Annotated in this window: 20 protein-coding genes and 1 pseudogene; 7 read left to right on the top strand and 14 right to left on the bottom strand. The window is 62.2% G+C overall.

Annotation, left to right across the window (positions count from 1 at the left end; all coding sequences use genetic code 11):
• Positions 1–51 precede the first annotated feature (51 nt).
• Positions 52–960, bottom strand: coding sequence for a LysR family transcriptional regulator (locus tag WJM78_RS15700; protein WP_339010377.1), 909 nt, complete (start codon positions 958–960; stop codon positions 52–54).
• A gap of 116 nt (positions 961–1,076) precedes the next feature.
• Here WJM78_RS15700 and WJM78_RS15695 point away from each other — a divergent pair, with 116 nt between their 5' ends.
• Both WJM78_RS15695 and WJM78_RS15690 read left to right on the top strand, forming a co-directional pair.
• Positions 1,077–1,322 carry a hypothetical protein gene (locus WJM78_RS15695; RefSeq protein WP_339010375.1) on the top strand — a complete coding sequence of 82 codons (246 nt, stop codon included), beginning with the start codon at positions 1,077–1,079 and terminating at the stop codon, positions 1,320–1,322.
• 8 nt (positions 1,323–1,330) lie between these two features.
• Positions 1,331–2,020, top strand: coding sequence for an HAD-IA family hydrolase (locus WJM78_RS15690; RefSeq protein ID WP_339010373.1), 690 nt, complete (start codon positions 1,331–1,333; stop codon positions 2,018–2,020).
• Positions 2,021–2,093: 73 nt separating this feature from the next.
• Here the strand turns inward: WJM78_RS15690 and WJM78_RS15685 are convergent, their stop codons facing one another.
• On the bottom strand, positions 2,094–2,696 hold the full coding sequence (locus tag WJM78_RS15685) for a nitroreductase family protein (RefSeq protein ID WP_339010371.1): 603 nt from the start codon (positions 2,694–2,696) through the stop codon (positions 2,094–2,096).
• Positions 2,697–3,340: 644 nt separating this feature from the next.
• Between WJM78_RS15685 and WJM78_RS15680 the strand changes: the two genes are divergently transcribed.
• Complete coding sequence (locus WJM78_RS15680) at positions 3,341–3,811, top strand: YMGG-like glycine zipper-containing protein (RefSeq protein WP_042034698.1); 471 nt, start codon at positions 3,341–3,343, stop codon at positions 3,809–3,811.
• An 81-nt stretch (positions 3,812–3,892) separates the two neighbouring features.
• Here WJM78_RS15680 and WJM78_RS15675 read toward each other — a convergent pair whose 3' ends face one another.
• From WJM78_RS15675 to WJM78_RS15655, 5 genes are all read right to left on the bottom strand, one after another.
• On the bottom strand, positions 3,893–4,849 hold the full coding sequence (locus tag WJM78_RS15675; protein ID WP_042034697.1) for a D-2-hydroxyacid dehydrogenase: 957 nt from the start codon (positions 4,847–4,849) through the stop codon (positions 3,893–3,895).
• Positions 4,850–4,977: 128 nt separating this feature from the next.
• The gene (locus WJM78_RS15670) at positions 4,978–5,742 is read right to left on the bottom strand and encodes a DUF3530 family protein (protein WP_339010367.1); all 765 of its coding nucleotides are present in this window, start codon (positions 5,740–5,742) and stop codon (positions 4,978–4,980) included.
• A gap of 119 nt (positions 5,743–5,861) precedes the next feature.
• The gene (efp, locus tag WJM78_RS15665) at positions 5,862–6,428 is read right to left on the bottom strand and encodes an elongation factor P (RefSeq protein WP_042034694.1); all 567 of its coding nucleotides are present in this window, start codon (positions 6,426–6,428) and stop codon (positions 5,862–5,864) included.
• Between the two features lie 45 nt (positions 6,429–6,473).
• The gene (earP, locus tag WJM78_RS15660) at positions 6,474–7,661 is read right to left on the bottom strand and encodes an elongation factor P maturation arginine rhamnosyltransferase EarP (protein WP_339010365.1); all 1,188 of its coding nucleotides are present in this window, start codon (positions 7,659–7,661) and stop codon (positions 6,474–6,476) included.
• Between the two features lie 172 nt (positions 7,662–7,833).
• Positions 7,834–8,877 carry a GMP reductase gene (locus tag WJM78_RS15655; protein WP_339010363.1) on the bottom strand — a complete coding sequence of 348 codons (1,044 nt, stop codon included), beginning with the start codon at positions 8,875–8,877 and terminating at the stop codon, positions 7,834–7,836.
• 393 nt (positions 8,878–9,270) lie between these two features.
• Here WJM78_RS15655 and WJM78_RS15650 point away from each other — a divergent pair, with 393 nt between their 5' ends.
• Positions 9,271–9,777: an ATP-dependent zinc protease gene (locus WJM78_RS15650; protein WP_339010362.1), complete on the top strand. Its 507-nt coding sequence runs from the start codon at positions 9,271–9,273 to the stop codon at positions 9,775–9,777.
• A gap of 77 nt (positions 9,778–9,854) precedes the next feature.
• Here the strand turns inward: WJM78_RS15650 and WJM78_RS15645 are convergent, their stop codons facing one another.
• The 7 genes from WJM78_RS15645 to WJM78_RS15615 form a co-directional block, all read right to left on the bottom strand.
• Entirely contained in the window at positions 9,855–11,297 is a 1,443-nt protein-coding gene (locus WJM78_RS15645) for an ATP-binding protein (protein ID WP_339010361.1), read from the bottom strand.
• Positions 11,294–11,983 carry a response regulator gene (locus tag WJM78_RS15640; RefSeq protein WP_108536609.1) on the bottom strand — a complete coding sequence of 230 codons (690 nt, stop codon included), beginning with the start codon at positions 11,981–11,983 and terminating at the stop codon, positions 11,294–11,296. Before WJM78_RS15640 ends, WJM78_RS15645 begins: the two co-directional genes overlap by 4 nt.
• 83 nt (positions 11,984–12,066) lie before the next feature.
• Positions 12,067–12,705, bottom strand: coding sequence for a tetratricopeptide repeat protein (locus WJM78_RS15635; protein ID WP_339010360.1), 639 nt, complete (start codon positions 12,703–12,705; stop codon positions 12,067–12,069).
• Between the two features lies 1 nt (position 12,706).
• Positions 12,707–13,555 carry an SDR family oxidoreductase gene (locus WJM78_RS15630; RefSeq protein ID WP_339010358.1) on the bottom strand — a complete coding sequence of 283 codons (849 nt, stop codon included), beginning with the start codon at positions 13,553–13,555 and terminating at the stop codon, positions 12,707–12,709.
• Positions 13,552–14,211, bottom strand: coding sequence for a TenA family transcriptional regulator (locus tag WJM78_RS15625; protein WP_042034683.1), 660 nt, complete (start codon positions 14,209–14,211; stop codon positions 13,552–13,554). Before WJM78_RS15625 ends, WJM78_RS15630 begins: the two co-directional genes overlap by 4 nt.
• Positions 14,208–15,692, bottom strand: coding sequence for an AMP-dependent synthetase/ligase (locus tag WJM78_RS15620; RefSeq protein ID WP_339010356.1), 1,485 nt, complete (start codon positions 15,690–15,692; stop codon positions 14,208–14,210). The genes WJM78_RS15625 and WJM78_RS15620 overlap by 4 nt, the downstream gene beginning before the upstream one ends.
• Positions 15,689–16,333, bottom strand: coding sequence for a thermostable hemolysin (locus tag WJM78_RS15615; protein WP_042034681.1), 645 nt, complete (start codon positions 16,331–16,333; stop codon positions 15,689–15,691). The genes WJM78_RS15620 and WJM78_RS15615 overlap by 4 nt, the downstream gene beginning before the upstream one ends.
• Before the next feature lie 237 nt (positions 16,334–16,570).
• Here WJM78_RS15615 and WJM78_RS15610 point away from each other — a divergent pair, with 237 nt between their 5' ends.
• The 3 genes and pseudogenes from WJM78_RS15610 to WJM78_RS15600 all read left to right on the top strand — a co-directional run.
• Positions 16,571–17,209, top strand: coding sequence for a class I SAM-dependent methyltransferase (locus tag WJM78_RS15610; RefSeq protein ID WP_339010353.1), 639 nt, complete (start codon positions 16,571–16,573; stop codon positions 17,207–17,209).
• 125 nt (positions 17,210–17,334) lie between these two features.
• Positions 17,335–17,502, top strand: coding sequence for a hypothetical protein (locus WJM78_RS15605; protein WP_339015995.1), 168 nt, complete (start codon positions 17,335–17,337; stop codon positions 17,500–17,502).
• A 68-nt stretch (positions 17,503–17,570) separates the two neighbouring features.
• Positions 17,571–17,765 (top strand): annotated as a pseudogene (locus WJM78_RS15600) (hypothetical protein); the annotation flags it as partial.
• Position 17,766 lies beyond the last annotated feature (1 nt).

The following is a 17,766-nucleotide window of genomic DNA, read 5'->3' as shown; positions in this document are numbered from 1 at the left end:
CGGCAGCCTGGTAGCGGGTAATATTCAAGTCAGCGCCCGTGAGCGTAGGTATCAGCGCTCGGGAGTGGCCGATACCGGCGTGGGGTGGCTGGCGATCACCTGCCTGACGAAGTGATCCCGGATGGGGTCGGCAACATCAGGGTTCCATACCATGCTGACTTCCCACTCGGAGCCGGGGCCAAAGAGGGGGTAGAGAGTGACATCGGGGCCTGCGATAAAGCTGACGCTGCGCGGCAGTATGGCGTTGCCGATGCCAGCGGCCACCAGTGCCACCAGGGTCTGGATATCTTCGGCTTCCTGGATCATGCCCGTCAGCCGGTTGGCGCCGAGAAAACCGGCGATCTGCTGGCTGAGACCGGGACAGCGGCGGCCCACCATCTGCAGCAGTGGCTGGCTGGCCAAGGCGTGCTGGACATCGAATGCGGCCGGATCGGGCGCTGTCATCCGGGTCGGTACTGCCAGCACCAGCCGATCGATCAGCAGCCTGTGTTCCCGCAGCTGTGGTATCTGGGGCCTGCGCATAAAGCCAAGCTGCAACTGGCCGGAGAGCAGCTGCTCCTGCTGGATGGCGGAGGGCATATCCTGCAGATGGACCATCACGTCCGTGACCTGCTGTTTGAAGCGGGCCACCAGCGCAGGGGCCAGTGCAAAGCTCGACAGGCCGAAACCAATCTTGAGCCGCCCGGCTACGCCACTCGCCACCGCCAGCGCGTGGCTTTCAAACTCCCTGCTGTGTTCGACCAGTGCGCTCGCCTGGGTGAGCAGCTGGGCGCCGATGGCCGTTAATCCGGCGCCGTGGCGACCGCGATTGAACAGGGTGCTGCCAAGGGCCTGCTCCAGCCCCTGGATCTGCTTGGTCAGGGCCGGTTGGGTGATGAACAGCCGGCTGGCGGCCTCCCGGTAGTTGGCGGTCTCGGCCAGCATCACGAATGCCTGCAATTGCCTCAGGTCGAATTTCATTCCATATGGTTATCTAAAGTGGTGATTTATTGATTATAAATTATCTAATCGACTTGTTCTAATGGTCCGGTAAAGGGAGTCGCGGCTCCCTCCGACCTGAAACAAGGAGCCATATCATGTCGACTCAACGTTATCTTTTTTTGATCAAGGGCACGCTGGTGCTGGCCCAGCCATTGGCAGCACCTGAGACGGGGGAGCTGCTCGCCAGCCTGTTGCAACAGGGGTTTGTGGTCGGCCCCTTGCCGGTGTGGGCTGGTAGTGCCGAGCAGGCGCTGGCCTGTTATGAGCGTGCCGCCCAGCAGCAGGCCTTTGCCGATGCGATCTCTGGCGCTGCGCCCGAGCTGACAGAGGTGCCAGCATGAGCGCCGACATGAGTAACATCACCATGTCGGTATCCGCCCTGCTGCTCGATATGGATGGCACCCTGGTCTGCTCGACCGGTGATGTGGAGAAGGTGTGGCGGCTCTGGTGCCAGCATCATCAGCTTGCCCCCGAGCCGGTGCTGGCGATGTGCCACGGCATGCGCTCGTGGGAGGTGATCCGGGCGCTGGCCCCGCAACTGGATGTGGAGCGGGAGGCCGCGCGGCTCGACGAGCTGGAGATGGAACATACCGGCGGTGATACCATCGCAGGGGCTGGCGAGTTGCTGCGCTGCTTGCCGCCCCGGCGCTGGGCCATCGTGACCTCCGCCAGTGAGCGGGTTGCCCACCATCGCCTGAATTGTGCCGGTTTGCCGCTGCCCGACGTGCTGGTGGGGGCCGAAGCTGTGAGCAATGGCAAACCCGATCCGGAACCCTATCTGCTGGGCGCCGCGCGACTTGGCGTACCGCCCGCTCGCTGTCTGGTGTTCGAGGATGCGCCAGCCGGTATCGAGAGTGCCCTGCGGGCCGGCAGCACAGTGGTGCAGGTCGGTGGCAACCGGCGGCTCGATCCTGCCGTGGTGGCCGTGATCCGCGATTGGCGCGAGGTAAAGGTGACGCTTGGGGAAAGCGAGTCCCTGCTGGTGACGCTGCCCACCTTAGCGCCGGAGAGCGCGTTACGGCCGCATATTGCGGTATGAGCTATCGCCATCAGCACTGCCTGCCACAATAAAAACGCCCCCGAACTACGGGGGCGCTTTGCTATCTAAAGAGTTACTTGAAGACGCGAAAACGCGCGGCGTCATCCATGAAGGTCTTGTCACCGGCCGGTTGCTTGATGCTGCCAAAGGGCATCTGGGCGCGCAACAGCCAGCTGGCGGGCAGGTTCCACTCCTTGCGCACCGCTTCATCGATCAGCGGATTGTAGTGCTGCAGGGAGGCGCCGATCTTCTCCTGAGCCAGGGTCGTCCAGACCGCAAACTGGGCGATGCCGGTGGCATGTTCGGACCAGATGGGGAAGTTGTCGGCATACAGCGCGAATTTCTGTTGCAGATCTTTGATGACGTCGGTGTCTTCGAAGAAGAGCACGGTACCGAAGCCGGCCCGGAAGCTGCCATCCACCTTGGCTTCACTTTGGGCATAGGCCTGCGGCGGTACTATCTTCTTCAGCTCCGCCTTGACGATGTCCCACAGCGTGTGGTGCTGGGCGCCAAACAGAATGACGGCGCGGGAGCTCTGGGAGTTGAAAGAGGAGGGGCTGTGCTTGATGGCATCCTGGATGAGGGCCGTCAGCTGCTCCGGCGTGTGAGAGACCTGGTCGCCCAGGGCATAGATGGTACGACGTGCTTTGATCTGTTCGATAAACGGACTGCTCATAACATCTCCTTGGTTTGACAGATAATCGCATTCGGTGGCCAGAGAGAAGACCATCCGGCTCCGATTGTGCAAGCTATAGACTATAACACCGCCTTCCCGCTTAACCGTCAACGCACAGTGGTCACTGTTTTTACTTTTTGTGGATATACATATGCGCAGCCTGAATGAGTGCGCTCATATTGTTATCTTTTTTATCAATCAGCCCGCGTTCAGCGTATTTAAATCAATGAGTAATCCGGTATTTTCACCATCAGATACTGTCACTCCGGCTGCTCGCCCTCTTTTCTGTTCGAGCGTGCGACGACTGTCTCTATCAGCGCAAGTGGCTGGCGCGGGATCGCTGGCATCCCTCTTCGTCACCGGAGAGTGGCGGTGAGTCTGGCTCCCCTTCGCTGACAATATCTGTCTTATCCCGGCGTGAGCGTAGCGGGCTGCGACAGTTCGGGCCGGGGTGATATACCGCTCACCTTGTGCTGCTTTGCATATTTTTATCTTTATTTTCAAATGATTAGTCTTTCATCTTGAGCGCTTTTTTCTGGCTCGGATTCTTTTGTATGAGGTGTCAGGCCGCGGGGGCCACTGGCGGAGTGAGCGGCGATTTGTATAGTGCAGGGGAAATTAATCAGGTTTGACAGGAGTACCCCATGGAGATGAAAAAGCACGGCATGAGCGCCCTGGCCCTGTTGGGCTCCCTGTTGCTGGTGAGCGGCGCAGTGCAGGCCTCGGAAACCCTCAACACCATACTCGGCGGCGGTGCCGGTGGCGTGGCGGGCACCATGATCGGCAAAGAGCTGGGAGGCGATACCGGCGCCCTGGTGGGAGCGGCCGTCGGTGGCGCGGCCGGTGGCGCCGCCACTGCCAACAAGGGCAACAAGAATGAAGCGGCCCTGGGGGGCGCCGTCGGTGCGCTGGGCGGGGCAGCCATCGGCAAGAGCGTGGGAGGCAGCACGGGCCAGCTGATCGGTGCCGGCATCGGCGGTGCCAGTGGGTCGGCCATAGGTGCCAAGACGGGAGATGGTCACAAGAGCAACAACGACCGCTACTACGACGATAGGCACAGGCATCACAAGAAACACAAGAAGCACAAGAAACACAGATGGCACCACGATGACTGATGTCAGCCGTGCTGGCTGGCGCACCATAGTGATGAGCCATAAGCAAAAGGGGCCAACCGGCCCCTTTTCGCATGCTGTGGTTCAGACCAGCCGGTGCTGGCGCCGTCCCTCGGCGAAGGCGTTGATGTTGTCGATCAGCTGATCCGCGAGACGCTGCATCGACTCCTCGCTGGCCCAGGCCACGTGTGGGGTCAGGATAAAGTTGGGGTATTGCAGGGCCTGCATCAGCGGATGATCGGGGGGCGGCGGCTCGACGCTCGCCACGTCGAAGCCGGCACCACCGAGCCGGCCGTTGGCCAGCGCCCGCAGCAAGGCCTCTTCATCCACCAGACCGCCCCGGCCCACGTTGATCAGCAGCGCGCCCGGTTTCATCAGCGCCAGCTCCCGCTCGCCAATCAGGTGACGGGTGTAGGGGGTGAGCGGGCAGTGCAGGCTGATCACATCCGAGCTTTGCAGCAGCGCGTCCAGTGGCAGCCGATCTTCATCGTGACTGGCACCCACCTGACTCTGGGCGTAGCGCACCTCCATGCCGATCCCCTTGGCCCGCTCGCCGAGCGCCTGGCCCAGGGTGCCCTTGCCGATGATGCCGAGCCGCTTGCCGTGCAGATCCATGATGGGGTGATCGAAGAAGCAAAACTGGCCGCTCTGCTGCCAGCGCCCCTCCTGCAGAGATTGGCGCCAGGCGAACACATTGCGCGACAGGGCCAGCATCAGCGCCATGGCGTGCTCCGGCACCGAGGGGCCCGAGTAGTTGCGGATGTTGCACACCCCGACGCCAGCGGCGCGGCATGCCTCCAGATCCACGTTGTCGCTGCCGGTGGCGGCCAGGGCGATGAGTTTCAGGTCCGGCAACTGGGCCAGTTCGGCGGCACCGATGCGCACCTTGTTGATGATGGCGATGCTGGCGCATCGGAGCCGCTCCACCACCTGTTCGGGAGCCGTGCTCGCATGGCTTTGCCAGTGGTGGGGGAAGCCGGGATGGTGCAGGGTGACACCCGCATCCAGGGTATCGCTATCGAGAAAAACTATCTGCTGCATGACGCCTCCTGCCATTGGAGCCGTCATGATGCCAAATATGGGCGTCCGGGAGCCAGTCCGAACGGGCTCAGCGGCGATCTGATCGCGACGGATGTGAGGCAGGCAGCATTTTGGCGCGGCGGCAGGGCTCAGAGCCAACCGAGGTGGGTGAGCCAGCCCTGAATGCGGGTTGACGTCTCATCCAGATCCATCAGGGCGTAGGGACGGTAGTTGAGCTTGTGGCTGCGGCGGCTCTCGCTCTGGCGGGCCTCGGCGGCCAGCAGGGGCCAGCGGCCGCCCTCTTCCTGATAGAGATCCAGGGTCGGCATGGTGGCCTGGGCTATCTGCTTGGCCAGGGTCTGATTGCTCTGCTGATTGGGGAAGAAGCCGTCCAGCAGCACCAGGGCATCGGGGGCGGGCAGTTGCTCGCTGGCGATGAGGTTGACGGCCCAGGCGGCGCTGGTGCCCTGCGCCAGTATCAGCTTGAAGCCCCCCTCCTGCAGCTTGGCGTCCCCCAGCGTGCTGATGCGGGTGGCAAACTGCTTGCGAAAGTCATCAATGGCCTGCTGTTTCTTCTCGGCAGCGGGATCCAGCTCAATCTGTTGGGGGGAGGGGAGCAGCAGCAGGGTATCGAAGCCAAGCTGGCCGAGGGCGCGGGTCAGCTGCCACAGCTGGCCGCTGCGCTGCCAGTCCGGCAGCAGGATCGCCAGCCCGACATAGCTGTCGCTGTCGTGCTTGGCAAACAGCACCGTCTGCTTGTCTATCTGGATACTGTTGGGCAGCCCCTGCCAGTCGCTATTTTGCCAGTAGTCGATGGGTTGTGGCTTGGCGATGGGGGGCGCGACGTCGCTGGCCTGCGAAGCGTGACTTGCCAGCAGGGTCAGTAACAGCAGTGATAAGGATAATCTGGCCATAGTGCGCTCCCCGGTTAACTGGGTTAGCGGCACTGGGCCGGTTTTCTGAAGCGCGGCTATGGCATCAATAAAAAAGCGAGCCATTGGCTCGCTTTTTTGCATTCAACTCAAGGTGTCGATCAGGAGATGCGACGCTTGAATTCGCCGGTGCGGCTGTCGATTTCGATCTTGTCACCGATCTCTACGAAGGCGGCAACAGCCAGCTCGTAGGCAGTGCCCTTCAGGCGGGCAGGCTTGGTCACTTTACCGGAGGTGTCGCCACGGGCGGCCGGCTCGGTGTACTCAACTTCGCGCACTATGGTGGTCGGCAGTTCTACGGAGATGGCTTTCTCGTTGTAGAAAGTCACTTCGCAGATGTCTTCCATGCCGTCTACCAGGTAGTTCAGCACGTCACCCAGGTTGTCTTTCTCGACGTCGTACTGGTTGTACTCGGTGTCCATGAAGACATACAGCGGGTCGGAGAAGTAAGAGTAGGTGCACTCTTTACGCTCCAGCTGAACCACGTCCAGCTTGTCGTCGGCCTTGAATACGGTCTCGGTCGCGCTACCGTTGAGCAGACCCTTCAGTTTCATCTTGACCACGGCGGAGTTACGGCCGGATTTGTTGAACTCAGCCTTCTGGACCACCATCGGCTCGGTGCCGATCATGACTACGTTACCAGCGCGGATTTCCTGTGCGGTTTTCATGTAAAAAATTCCTGTTCGTGAAACGGACGGATAAAAACTGCCAGATTATATACGGCTTTCTAAAAATTTCACCAATCGCGTGACGAGATCCCCGTCCGTGAGTAGCTTCTGTGACCAGCTTCGCCCATGTTGCTGCCAACTGGCGTTATATCGGGGCCATTGGGCCCAAAGTTCGCAGGTCTGCTCCCCCTGATTGAGGGCGTGGCTGAAGGCGCGCAGCCACTGGGCTGTGTCCGGGGGCAAGTCTGCCAGGTAGTGATCGAGAAAACCGTCCAGCTTGACCATGTGGGCCTGCTCTTCCTGCGGGTAGATGTGCCACAGGAAGGGACGGCTGGCCCACTGGGCCCGCACGAAGGAGTCCTCGCCGCGCACCAGATTGAGATCGCAGCTCCACAGCAGCCGGTCGTAGCCAGCCTGATCCGTCATGGGCAGCAGCTTGATGGTGAGGTTGCCCGAGTGCAGCAGGTCACCCGCCTTGGCGGTGGCGATAGCTTGTTCAAGGCCAGCGCCGCGCAGCACATCCTGTAGCGAGCGACCGAGCGGCAGCAGCAAGGTGACAGGGGTTGGGCTTTGGCACCAGCTTGCAACCAGGCTCACCAGCGCGTCGCTCTCGTAGGTAAAGAGGCTGACCCGCAGCTCGTGCTCTTGTTGCGTTGGCAAACCGAGGCTGGCCCAGTAAGCGGCAAGGCCCGCCTTATCCTGTTGCCACTGCTCGCGTTCGGCGATGAGCCCCCGCTCGCAGAGCAGACCACCGGTTTTAGCCGTGAAGCCCGGGAAGAAGAAGTATTTGTTGAGGCTCAGGTTGCCGACCCGCTGGGGCGAGGCGAGGCCGTGGCAATCCTCGACCCAGGATTCGGCCGAGAGGTACTCCAGATTGACCCAGCAGGGGGATGGTGTGAGCCTGGCCATGCGATCGATAAAGGGGGCGGGCAGTTCGCAGGCGAACGCTTCTATGACCACCTTTGCCGGGAGAACATCCGCCGGCAGGGCGTCGTGCCAGAGCTGGATATAGATGCCGGCTACCCACTGGCCATCCTGCGCGGGATCGAGTCCCGGGCAGATGCGGGCGAAGCTGGCCAGATCGTCCACCCAGAGCCGCACCTTACCATGCCCCTCCTGCTCCAGCTGGCGGGCGAGCCGCCAGGTGACGCCTATGTCACCGAAGTTGTCCACGACGCAGCAGAAGATATCCCAGTCGAATGGCGGCAGATTGCGTGGCGAAGAGGTCGTCATGTCAGGGGTCCGATGGAAATGAGAGATACAAAAAAACCGGTGTGCAGGGTAGCACACCGGTGGATTGGCTTCTAAGGGGGCATTGACCCTCTCCCTGCTCCCCCTGGCAGGGGGGGGGCGTCGTCACTCTGCTTGCCTCAGCTTTTTGCGCTCGTGGCTAGCAGGGGCCGGTTTACTCCTTGCCGTAGACGTTGTTCTCTTGTTCACGCACCCGGATGAAGGTGGTGCGTTTGGTCAGCTCTTTGAGTTGGCTGGCGCCGACGTAGGTGCAGGTGGATCGCACGCCACCCAGGATGTCGCGCACCGTGTTCTCGACCGGGCCGCGATAGGGCAGCAGCACGGTTTTGCCCTCGGATGCGCGATAGTCGGCGACGCCGCCAGCGTGCTTGTCCATGGCACTCGATGAGCTCATGCCGTAGAACTTCATAAAAGGGGCGCCATCCACGTCAACCACTTCACCACCGCACTCCTCGTGGGCTGCCAGCATGCCGCCCAGCATCACGAAGTCGGCGCCGCCGCCGAACGCCTTGGCCACGTCCCCCGGGCAGGTACAGCCGCCGTCACCGACGATCTGGCCACCGAGGCCGTGGGCCGCATCGGCGCACTCTATGATGGCAGAGAGCTGGGGGTAGCCGACACCTGTCTTGACCCTGGTGGTGCAGACCGAGCCCGGGCCTATGCCGACCTTGACGATGTCGGCGCCGGAGAGGATCAGCTCTTCCACCATCTCGCCGGTGACCACGTTGCCGGCCAGGATGACGTGGTTCGGGCAGGCTTCACGTATTTTGCGCAGGAACTCGACGAAATGCTGGGAGTAGCCGTTGGCCACGTCCACGCAGATGAAGCGCAGGGCTGTTGACATGGCCAGGATCTGGCGGGTCTTGATGAAGTCCTCTTCGGAGGTGCCGGTCGATACCATCACATGACCGAGCAGGGTCGGGTCTGTCTCGCTCACGAACGTTTGCCACTGCGCAAGGCTGTAGTGCTTGTGTACCGCCGTCATCATCTCGAAACCGGCCAGGGTTCTGGCCATGGCGAAGCTGCCGACGGTATCCATGTTGGCGGCGATGACGGGGACGCCCTGCCATTGAGTCTGGGTGTGCTTGAAGGTGAACTGACGGGTCAGACTAACTTGGGAACGGCTCTTGAGAGTAGAGCGCTTGGGGCGAAACAGAACATCCTTGAAACCGAGCTTCAAGTCTTCTTCGATACGCATGACGAATTCCTTATTGAGCCTTGTTGAAAGTCACGTTTGCAGTGGTCAATTTTCGGCAGGCGCAAAAAAACCGGTGGTTTTCAGGGCCTCCGGTTTACAACAGTGTAGGCACAAATCCCGCCAGAACAAGACTGATAATTCGCTCATCATTGTGTTAGCCTTTGGCGTCACAACCTGAGTGCGGCGCTGGGTGTCATCCAACACCACCTTTCGGCTTGAACCTCCCTGCGAACATAGCCCTCAATCACGTCTTTTTACCCACCCATGTGGCGCCTCCGACCCTGGCAGAACAAGCCCGCCAGCCGCCGGGTTTCGCCAGTTGACAGCCGCCGTTTGCATCCTCATTCTTGGCCTCTCGGGCCAGCCTGGGCCCAGTCTGGACGAGGAACTGACATGTTTGGATCGCGAATGATGCCGCTGTTGCTGCTGGCCTGCCTCTCCCTGCCGGGGGCGGCCCGTGCCGTCTCTGCTCCCGCCGTGTATGGCTGGATCGAGAAGGGGCTCCTAATGCCAAGCGGCGTGGCGGTGAAGATGAAGCTGGATACCGGGGCACTCACCTCCTCGATGGATGCACGGGATCTGCACCACTTCAAGCGCGATGGCAAACCCTGGGTGCGCTTTACCTTGCAGCTGACGGATGCCAACACCGCCCAGCAGGTGCGCCAGACCCTGGAGCTGCCGGTGGAGCACATGGTGACGGTGCGCGGCGCTGGCGGCATGGAGCAGAGACCCACTGTCACCATGGCTATCTGCCTGGGTGACAAGGTGTATGAGGAGTGGTTCACCCTGCGGGATCGCAGCAAGATGATCTATCCGGTGCTGCTCGGTCGTCGTCTGCTGGCGGATCTGGGGGCCGTGGATGCGAGCCGTACCTTCACGGTGCAGCCCGGCTGCCGCTGAGTGGTGTCGCACCGATGCGCTGTAAACAACAGAAACGGGGGCTCAGGCCCCCGTGTGCTATGTGCGCCGACTCGGTTTTATGAGGAAGGCCGCGGCGGAATGGGCAGCAGCACGCTCACCTCCAGCCCTCCCTCTGGCCGGTTGTGGATATCCAGATCCGCGCCGTGCAGCTGGGCGATGCGCGAGACGATGGCCATGCCGAGGCCGACGCCGTCTCCCTGCTGGGGATTGACCCGAAAGAAGCGTTCGCACAGGCGTGGCAGGGCGGCGGTGGGGATACCGGGGCCAGTGTCGCGGATATCGACCCTGACCCTGTTACCTTCGTGCCGCACCTCGACCGCAATCTCGCCCCGGGCAGGGGTGTAGCGCAGCGCATTGTCGATAAGGTTGCTGAACATCAGATCCAGCAGGGTGGCCTGGCCCATCACGGTCAGCTGCTCCGCCCCCTCCAGCGACAGCTGCTGATCCTTTTTCAGGGCGATGGGGGCCAGGGTCGCCAGCGTGCCTTGCAGCAGCTGGTTCAGGTTGAGCTCGGTCAGCGTCACTCCCTGCTGGCTGTCGATGCGGGCCTGAGTCAGCAGCTGGCGCAGCAGGCGATCGCTGCGATCGAGCGCCAGCAGCATCTTTTGCAATGCCTGCTCGCGGCTGGCGTTATCTTCGGCGGCAAGCGCATTTTCACTGTGTATGCGCAGCACCGCCAGCGGGGTGCGCAGCTCGTGCGCCGCCTCGTTAGTGAACTGTTTCTCCCGCTCTATGGTGTCGGCCAGAGCGTGCATCAGGCGGTTGATCTCGTTGGTGAGCGGGGTCAGCTCCTGGGCGCGGATCTTCAGGTTGAGCGGGCTCAGATTGGCGGGGTGGCGTTCGCCTATGGCCTGGGCCAGCAGCCGCAGCGGCGCCAGACCACGGGAGATGAGCCACCACAGCAGGCCGAGCAGGAAGGGCAAGGTGATGAGCAGCGGCAACATGGCCAGGGTGGCCATCTTGCTGGCCAGTTCGCTGCGCTCGTCGTCCCGCTCTGCCACCACCAGCCAGGTATGTTCGTCCTGGTTGTAGAGGGTGAAGGTGCGCCACTGATGCTGGTCTTTTTCGACCGTGTTGAAACCGGGTGCCAGTTCGACCAGCGGCTGGCTTGGGGCGCTGGGGGAGCGCAGCAGTATGCTGCCCTGCTCGTTCAGCAGTTGGAAGTAGAGGTTGCGCTCGAACTCGTGGCCGAAGGGGGTCAGCTCCCTGTCTTCGCCGCGCAGATTGAGGCTGGTGTCCTTCTGCCACTGATCCGGGTTGTGCTGCTCCCAATCTTCGTAGACGGTGCCGTTGGCGGGCAGATCGCCATTTTGCTCCAGATAGCGGCTGAGCAACTGGTTGGTGATGCGGGCAGATTGGGCGAGGCGGGCATCGAACAGCTCCTCCATCTCATGGCTGGCCTCGAGATAGCCGATGAGGGCGCTGATAGCCAGGCTGGCACTGACCAGCGCCAGTATGCCTGAGAGCAGAAAATGGCGGATGGAGCGGGGACGATTCATGCCCGGTTGTCTCTGTGCTGTGGTAGTTCAAGCTGCGGAATGATGTAGCCGACCCCGCGAATATTGCGAATGAGGTCGCTGTAGAACTTCTTGCGCAGGTGGTGGATATGGACCTCCACCGCGTTGCTTTCGGCGCCTTCGTCCCAGCCGTAGAGGCTCTGTTGCAGCTGATCCTTGCTCAGCACCCGGCCGCTCTGGGTGATGAGCTCCTGCAGCAGCTTGTATTCATGAGGGGTCAGTTTGACCGGTTCGCCCCGATAGGTGACCTGCTGTGACTCGGGATTGAGCAGCAGTTCGCCATATTCCAGTATTGCCTGAGCCTGCCCCTTGCTGCGCCGCACCAGAGCGCGCAGACGGGCGTTGAGCTCCTGCAGGGCGAAGGGTTTGACCATGTAGTCATCGGAGCCAGCATCGAGCCCCAGTACCCTGTCGTCCAGGGCGTCGCGGGCGGTGAGGATCAGCACGGGCAGTGTCTGGCCTTCCCGTCGCAACTTGCGCAGCAGGCTGATGCCGTCGATATCCGGCAGGTTGAGATCCAGAATGAGGGCCGTAAACTCTTCGCTCTTGAGCACCGGCAGGGCGGGCAGCCCCTGCTGCAACCAGTCCACCGTATAGCCACTACTGCGCAGGGCATCCACCATGCCATCGCCCAGCATCACATCATCTTCGACCAACAGGATCCGCATAGTCACTCCCCCTTAAACGACGCTGCCCACCAGTATGCAAGCGGGCGGGCAGAGTTTAAATAGCTGTTTGATCCAGCTTGATTTTATAGCCTGGCAAGGCGGTCCCGGATCTCGATGCGACGACCCTGATCCGCCACCTCGCGGCCGGGGCGGTCCGGCGCCGCCAGTGCCTTGTCCAGATAGGTTTTGGCTTCGTCCTTGCGGCCCTGATCGAGCAGGAAGTCGCCGTAGAAGAAGTTGGGATCTATGCCGGTCGGGTTGATGGCCAGCGCCTGCTTGAGCAGCTGTTCGGCCTTCTCGTTATCGCCAAATCCCACCGGCCAACCCGGCACCTGATAATAGAGCGAACCCAGGCTGGTGTAGGCGGAGCCGTCCAGCATCTTGGGATCCTGCTTGAGGGCTATCTCCAGCTTGGCCTTGGCCTCCTTGACCAGACCCAGCGCCCCCAGCCCGCCTTTGGCGCCGGCCCAGCTGCTCTTGACGATGGCCGACCAGATCAACAGGTCGGTACGAAAGGCTTCCTTGGCGCTGGCCTCATCGGCCTGGCTGCTCAATTGCTCCAGGCAGCTCTCCTTGGCCTTGCCGGTCTGCTGATACTGGCAGACGGCCCACTGTTGCTGGATGACGTGCAGGGCGTCGGCGGCCTGAGCCAGGCCAGAGCCCAGCGCGAGGAGCAGGATAGCGCTATGACCCAAACGGGGGCGGAGAGTGGCGTGCTTCATGTTAACGTTCCTTCTCTGTCATGACGGCGGTGGGGTTGCCTTTGCCCACAGCGGGTGGGGGCGGCGAGTGGCGAGCGTAGCGCTCTATGATGGGTTTTTGTTTGGCCAGTGCCCGGTCAACGAGGCCGGGTAGCAGGGCGTTGAGTCGCACGAACAGCTTCTCCGGCCAGCCGAGCCAACTGCGGCGACTCTCGTTGCACAGGGCGATGACGGCAGCTTCGGCCACGTCCTGCGGGCTGTCAGTCTGGGTGCCAAGCTCGGCGTTCATCTCGTAGGCCGCCTCCGAATTGAGGCGGGTACGGGTGGCGCGGGGGGCGAAGTGCAGCACCTTGATGCCGGTGCCTTCCAGCTCGCGGCCCAGCGCCTCGCTAAAGCCGCGCAGGGCGAACTTGCTGGCGCAGTAGACGCTGTAACCCGCATAGCCGATGGCGCCGAAGCTGGAGCCTATGTTCATCACCACGGCGGGTTTGCGCAGCCTGGGCAGCAGGGCGCGGGTCAGCTGGATCGGCGCCTCGATATTAAGCAGCAGTTGGCGTTCTACCTGCTCCACACTCTGATCTTCCAGCCAGGCAAACTGGTTGCAGCCAGCGTTGTTGATCAGCACGTCCAGCCCCTCCTCCAGCGCGGGATGTTGCAACAGCCGGGCCCGCTCCTGAGGAGATCCCAGATCGGCGATCACTATCTGATGGCGCTCCGGGTACGGCAGCTCTTTGCAGAGGCGCTCCAGCACGCTGGCTCTGCGTCCATGCAGCAGCAGGTGCGCCCCCTGGGCCGCCAGCGCTTGGGCCAGCGCTTCACCGATCCCGCCGCTCGCGCCCGTGAGCAACACCTTTTTCCCTTCAAGCTTCATGATGCTTGTGTTTCCGTGAGTTGATAGAGCATGTCGGCGTAGAGGCGGTAAACCACCTTGGCCGAGTGAATGATGGCGGCTTGATCCGCCGGGTTTTCGACCCGATCCATCAGGGATTCGAAGAACTTGAGGTGCTCCTGATCCAGTGCGCCGTGGGAACTCAGGTAGCTCATCGCCTGAGGGGGCAGACCTAGGCCCTTTTTCAGCTGGTCTGCCACGGTGAGGGCGATGGCGACGCTGGTGCCTTCCAGCACCTGCACCATGCCAAAGAAGCCCATGGGGTTGCCGCGCTGTATCTGGTCATAGAGAAAGGCCACCATCAGCTCGATGGGCAGCCCGGGCTGGCCGTGCCGCACTGCCTCGGCATCGCCGCCACAGGCGCGGATATCGTTTAAGATCCATTCTTGGTGGCCATACTCCTCATCGATATATTCGGCAATGGCACCGCGTACCCACTCATACTCCTGACCCAGCTTGCCGCCGGTGGCCATCAACAGCGGCACAGTGTGGCGCACGTGATAGAAGGCCTGGGAGAGGAAGCGCAGATAGGTGTCACGGGAGATCTCGCCCTTGCGACACGCCTCTATGATGGGGGCTTTGAACAGATGCTCCCGATCCGGGGCTGTGGCTTGTTGCAGCAGGTGATAGAAGCTCATGAGGTTTCTCCTGTAAGGCATTGGCTGATTTGCCGGGAAAAGTGGTGATAGATCCGCTCGCGGCGGGGGCGACCGTTGGCGGTCAGCAGGTCGGGATGCTGATCCAGTGCCACCGGTAGCCAGTGATGGATACGGGCGTAATCGGGCAGGCGGTGGTTGAGCTGCGCTATCTGTTGGGCCAGTTGGGCGTCGGCACCGGGCAGCGGCTGGATAAGGGCCACGTTGGCGGGCTGGCCGTCGCCGAAGATCACGATGCGGGCGATGGCCGGGCAGAGCTGGGCTTCCGCCTCGATCCACTCGGGGGAGAAGTTGCGACCGAAGGCGGTGATCTGCACGTTCTTCTTGCGGCCCGTGATGTGCAGATAGCCCTCATCATCCAGGTGGCCCAGATCGCCGGTGGCAATCTGCTGGGGGACGGCAAGCTGGAGCCGTTGTGGCTCCTCAGCCCCCAGATAGCCGAGCATAGCGGCGCCTTCCACCAGAATTTCACCGTCGGCGGCGATCGATACCCGGCAGTGGGGCAGCGGTTGGCCGACGCTGCCAAGGCTGTGTCCATCCGGGCCATTGAGTGCCACGACTGAGCCGCACTCCGACAAGCCATAACCTTCATAGACCGGCAGCCCCAGCTTGCGAGCGCGACTGATGAGCTCGGGCGAGACCTTGCCCCCGCCCACGGCGACGAAACGCAGCGCCGCCAGCTGTTTGGCCAGCGCCGGATTGGCGCTGCACAGGGCCAGCAGCAGGCGCAGCAATTCGGGCACCAGCACCAGACTGTGGGTGGGCCAGCGCAGCAGGGCCTGGGCCAGGGTGGCGGGGGCCAGTTTGCTGGAGCCGGAAAAACCCAGCTCCCCCAGCGAGGGAATATGGCTGTTGGCGCCGGTGAGCAGCGGCACGTAGAGGCCGGTCAGGTTCTCCAGCAGTGTGGTCAATGGCAGCAGAGTCAGGTGCTTTTCGACCCCGGCCGGGGCGACCCGCTGCGCCAGCGACTCGCAGACCGCCATCATATGTGCAAGGGAGAGGCAGACCCCCTTGGGTTGCCCCGTGCTGCCGGAGGTGTAGGTGATCTTGGCCGTGCCAGCAGGTAGGGGAGTTATGTGGGGCGGCTCTTTGCGCCACAGCGGCAGCTCACCGATCGAGAGGTGCAGCGGTTCGCTTGCTTGCCAGCCCGGGTGATGGGGGCCGATCAGGGCGTCGGCCCCGCTGCTCTCCAGCAGCCACTCCTGTTGCTCCTTGCTGAAAAAGTGGGGGACCGGGATCACCACTATGCCAGCCTTGGCACAGGCCAAATCGATCAGTGCCCAGGGCAGGCCGTTGTCCAGTTGCAGCGCCAGCCGGGCAATACCAGCCTGTTGCAGGCGTTCGGCCAGGGCGGAGATCTGCAACCACAACTGTGCGTAGCTGATGCGATGCTCGCTGCCGCTCAGGGCCGGGCTGTGGGGCGCATGGCGGGCGAAGTGGGCTATCTGGTCAAACAGCATCATAAGGCGCTCCGGTGCGGGCAGTTGAACAGGAATGGCATGGGCGCCAGCAGGGAAAGCAACAGGCTGCCCTGGGTCAGCGCCTGACGTCCCTGGCCGAGATCCCCGACCATCACCTTGGGCTGGCAGTGGTAATAGGCGCCCCAGGCGCTGGCATCGTCACCCACCTTGTCGGCTTGGGCGGGAGCCAGCTCGACCGGGGTGAGGTGCAGGCGATGGAAGCTGTTGCGCAGCTTGGCGGTGCCGGTGAACACAACGTAATCGAGGTCGTTGTCACACAGCAGGCGGCACAGCGCGGCAAACATCAGGCGGGCGTTGCCTGGTTCGCTGCAGGCCAGATTGCCCACCTCGACGATGCGATCCCGCCGTGCGCGTACCCCCAATCGGGTTTCGATGGCGGCCTCTATGGGGTGGTCCAGATACTGTTCCAGATAGAGATGCTCGGTGCTGGCCAACTTGAGGCCACAGGCTCCCACCAGGATGCCATCTGCCCGATAGAGACCGAGCAGGCAGGGCAGAAAATGGGGAATGCGGGCGTCGAACTCGTGGCTGTAGGCCGCCTGTATGTAGGCCTGCAACGCCATGACCTGCTCTTGGGTATCGGCCAGCACCAAACGGTAGGGTGCTTGAATGTCTGTGGTCATGGATGGCTCCTTCTGGTCTGTTGCTGTCAGACTAAATGGGCAAACTTAAGAAACCCTTAAGAGGGGAAAATAAGTGTCGATTTGTACCGGTAGGTGATGAAAAACGGGGTTGTCAGCCAAATGGCAGGCCATGATCCCCGGGGACAAACCCCTTGTCAGCGGCGGTCAGGGCAGGCAAGCTGGCGCCCATTTCGAGCCCATCCCGGATTGGGCCAGCCACTCTCGTGAGGAAACCCCATGTGCCCGTCCCCTTGCCCGCTGTGCGGTGCAGTCGACTCCTATGTGCTGCCGGTGGCCAGCAAGCAGTACCATCGCTGCCAGGCCTGTGAGCTGGTCTGGCTGGATGCCAGCGGTCATCTGGCGCCAGCGGCGGAGAAAGCGGTTTATGACGGTCACGATAATCAGGTGGATGATCCCCGTTATCGCGCTTTTTTGATGCGGGCCTTTGGCGAGGTGTTGAGTCGGGTGCCGCGGCCTGCCAGCGGTCTCGATTTCGGTTGCGGCCCGGGGCCGGCGCTGGTGGCCATGGGCACAGAGGCGGGCTACGAGATGGCGGGTTACGACAAGTTCTATGCCGACTTCCCTGAGTTGCTGACGCGGCAGTATGACTTCATCACCAGCACCGAGGTGATCGAACATATCGCCGAGCCGCGCGCCGTGCTGGACGGGCTCTGGGGCTGCCTCAAGCCAGGCGGCATCCTGGTGTTGCAGACCCAGCGGGTACTCAGCGACGAGCGTTTCAGGAGCTGGCGCTACCGCCACGACCCGACCCACATTGTCTTCTTTGCCGAAGCCTCGTTTCGCGCCCTGGCGGCCCGCTGGCAGGCCGATGTTCTCTTTCCCCATGCCGATGTGGCCGTCATCACCAAACCCTGAGCGGGGCGTTTTCATTTACCGCCGAGTTGGGCATGCTGATGACCTGACCGCAGGACGTTGCTTCCCCGTTTATCATCGCACTGGCGCGGCGAGCGCGGCTCCCTGAAACCAAGGAGTGGTTTTTCATGTCGATCCCCCATCTCTCGCTGATGGACGCCCGTCATCTGCAACTGGCGGCCCAGGGGCTGCTGACCCCGCGCCTGCAATACGGCGCCATTCCCGCCCCCTGCTGGCCCTGTGGCGCGATCTCGACGGCACCTGATGGATGTGATCGATACTGCCCTCGGAACTAAGCGGCAAAGGGTTGTCAAGGAGGACAAGATGAACCGAGCCATGCGGCTGTTGATAGGATTGGGGGCGTCGTTGCGACGGTTTGCCAAGTGACATCGAGCTGCTGATGAGCGAGAGCGGTCTGCTCACCCTCACCCAGCCCAGTCGTAAGGGCTGGCCACGTGTCTATGAGCTGGTGATCCGTCTCAATCAGGTGCTCATCGACATTCAGGACAGTGATGACAGCGACGAGGTGATGCGCAGATTCTTGCCGCCGGTGAAGTGAA

The sequence above is a fragment of the Aeromonas popoffii genome (assembly GCF_037818705.1).
GTDB classification, from domain to species: domain Bacteria; phylum Pseudomonadota; class Gammaproteobacteria; order Enterobacterales; family Aeromonadaceae; genus Aeromonas; species Aeromonas popoffii.
Note: the sequence above shows the minus strand (reverse complement) of the source record. Positions and strands in the feature narration are given on the sequence as shown.

What these genes read in the sequence shown, in the direction of transcription:
- WJM78_RS15620 (WP_339010356.1), bottom strand. Translation starts at nt 15,692, where the DNA reads ATGATGCTGTTTGACCAGATAGCCCACTTCGCCCGCCATGCGCCCCAC.
- WJM78_RS15695 (WP_339010375.1), top strand. Translation starts at nt 1,077, where the DNA reads ATGTCGACTCAACGTTATCTTTTTTTGATCAAGGGCACGCTGGTGCTG.
- WJM78_RS15655 (WP_339010363.1), bottom strand. Translation starts at nt 8,877, where the DNA reads ATGCGTATCGAAGAAGACTTGAAGCTCGGTTTCAAGGATGTTCTGTTT.
- WJM78_RS15615 (WP_042034681.1), bottom strand. Translation starts at nt 16,333, where the DNA reads ATGACCACAGACATTCAAGCACCCTACCGTTTGGTGCTGGCCGATACC.
- WJM78_RS15625 (WP_042034683.1), bottom strand. Translation starts at nt 14,211, where the DNA reads ATGAGCTTCTATCACCTGCTGCAACAAGCCACAGCCCCGGATCGGGAG.
- earP (WP_339010365.1), bottom strand. Translation starts at nt 7,661, where the DNA reads ATGACGACCTCTTCGCCACGCAATCTGCCGCCATTCGACTGGGATATC.
- WJM78_RS15630 (WP_339010358.1), bottom strand. Translation starts at nt 13,555, where the DNA reads ATGAAGCTTGAAGGGAAAAAGGTGTTGCTCACGGGCGCGAGCGGCGGG.
- WJM78_RS15645 (WP_339010361.1), bottom strand. Translation starts at nt 11,297, where the DNA reads ATGAATCGTCCCCGCTCCATCCGCCATTTTCTGCTCTCAGGCATACTG.
- WJM78_RS15675 (WP_042034697.1), bottom strand. Translation starts at nt 4,849, where the DNA reads ATGCAGCAGATAGTTTTTCTCGATAGCGATACCCTGGATGCGGGTGTC.
- WJM78_RS15700 (WP_339010377.1), bottom strand. Translation starts at nt 960, where the DNA reads ATGAAATTCGACCTGAGGCAATTGCAGGCATTCGTGATGCTGGCCGAG.
- WJM78_RS15605 (WP_339015995.1), top strand. Translation starts at nt 17,335, where the DNA reads ATGTCGATCCCCCATCTCTCGCTGATGGACGCCCGTCATCTGCAACTG.
- WJM78_RS15670 (WP_339010367.1), bottom strand. Translation starts at nt 5,742, where the DNA reads ATGGCCAGATTATCCTTATCACTGCTGTTACTGACCCTGCTGGCAAGT.
- WJM78_RS15650 (WP_339010362.1), top strand. Translation starts at nt 9,271, where the DNA reads ATGTTTGGATCGCGAATGATGCCGCTGTTGCTGCTGGCCTGCCTCTCC.
- WJM78_RS15635 (WP_339010360.1), bottom strand. Translation starts at nt 12,705, where the DNA reads ATGAAGCACGCCACTCTCCGCCCCCGTTTGGGTCATAGCGCTATCCTG.
- WJM78_RS15640 (WP_108536609.1), bottom strand. Translation starts at nt 11,983, where the DNA reads ATGCGGATCCTGTTGGTCGAAGATGATGTGATGCTGGGCGATGGCATG.
- WJM78_RS15690 (WP_339010373.1), top strand. Translation starts at nt 1,331, where the DNA reads ATGAGTAACATCACCATGTCGGTATCCGCCCTGCTGCTCGATATGGAT.
- WJM78_RS15680 (WP_042034698.1), top strand. Translation starts at nt 3,341, where the DNA reads ATGGAGATGAAAAAGCACGGCATGAGCGCCCTGGCCCTGTTGGGCTCC.
- efp (WP_042034694.1), bottom strand. Translation starts at nt 6,428, where the DNA reads ATGAAAACCGCACAGGAAATCCGCGCTGGTAACGTAGTCATGATCGGC.
- WJM78_RS15685 (WP_339010371.1), bottom strand. Translation starts at nt 2,696, where the DNA reads ATGAGCAGTCCGTTTATCGAACAGATCAAAGCACGTCGTACCATCTAT.
- WJM78_RS15610 (WP_339010353.1), top strand. Translation starts at nt 16,571, where the DNA reads ATGTGCCCGTCCCCTTGCCCGCTGTGCGGTGCAGTCGACTCCTATGTG.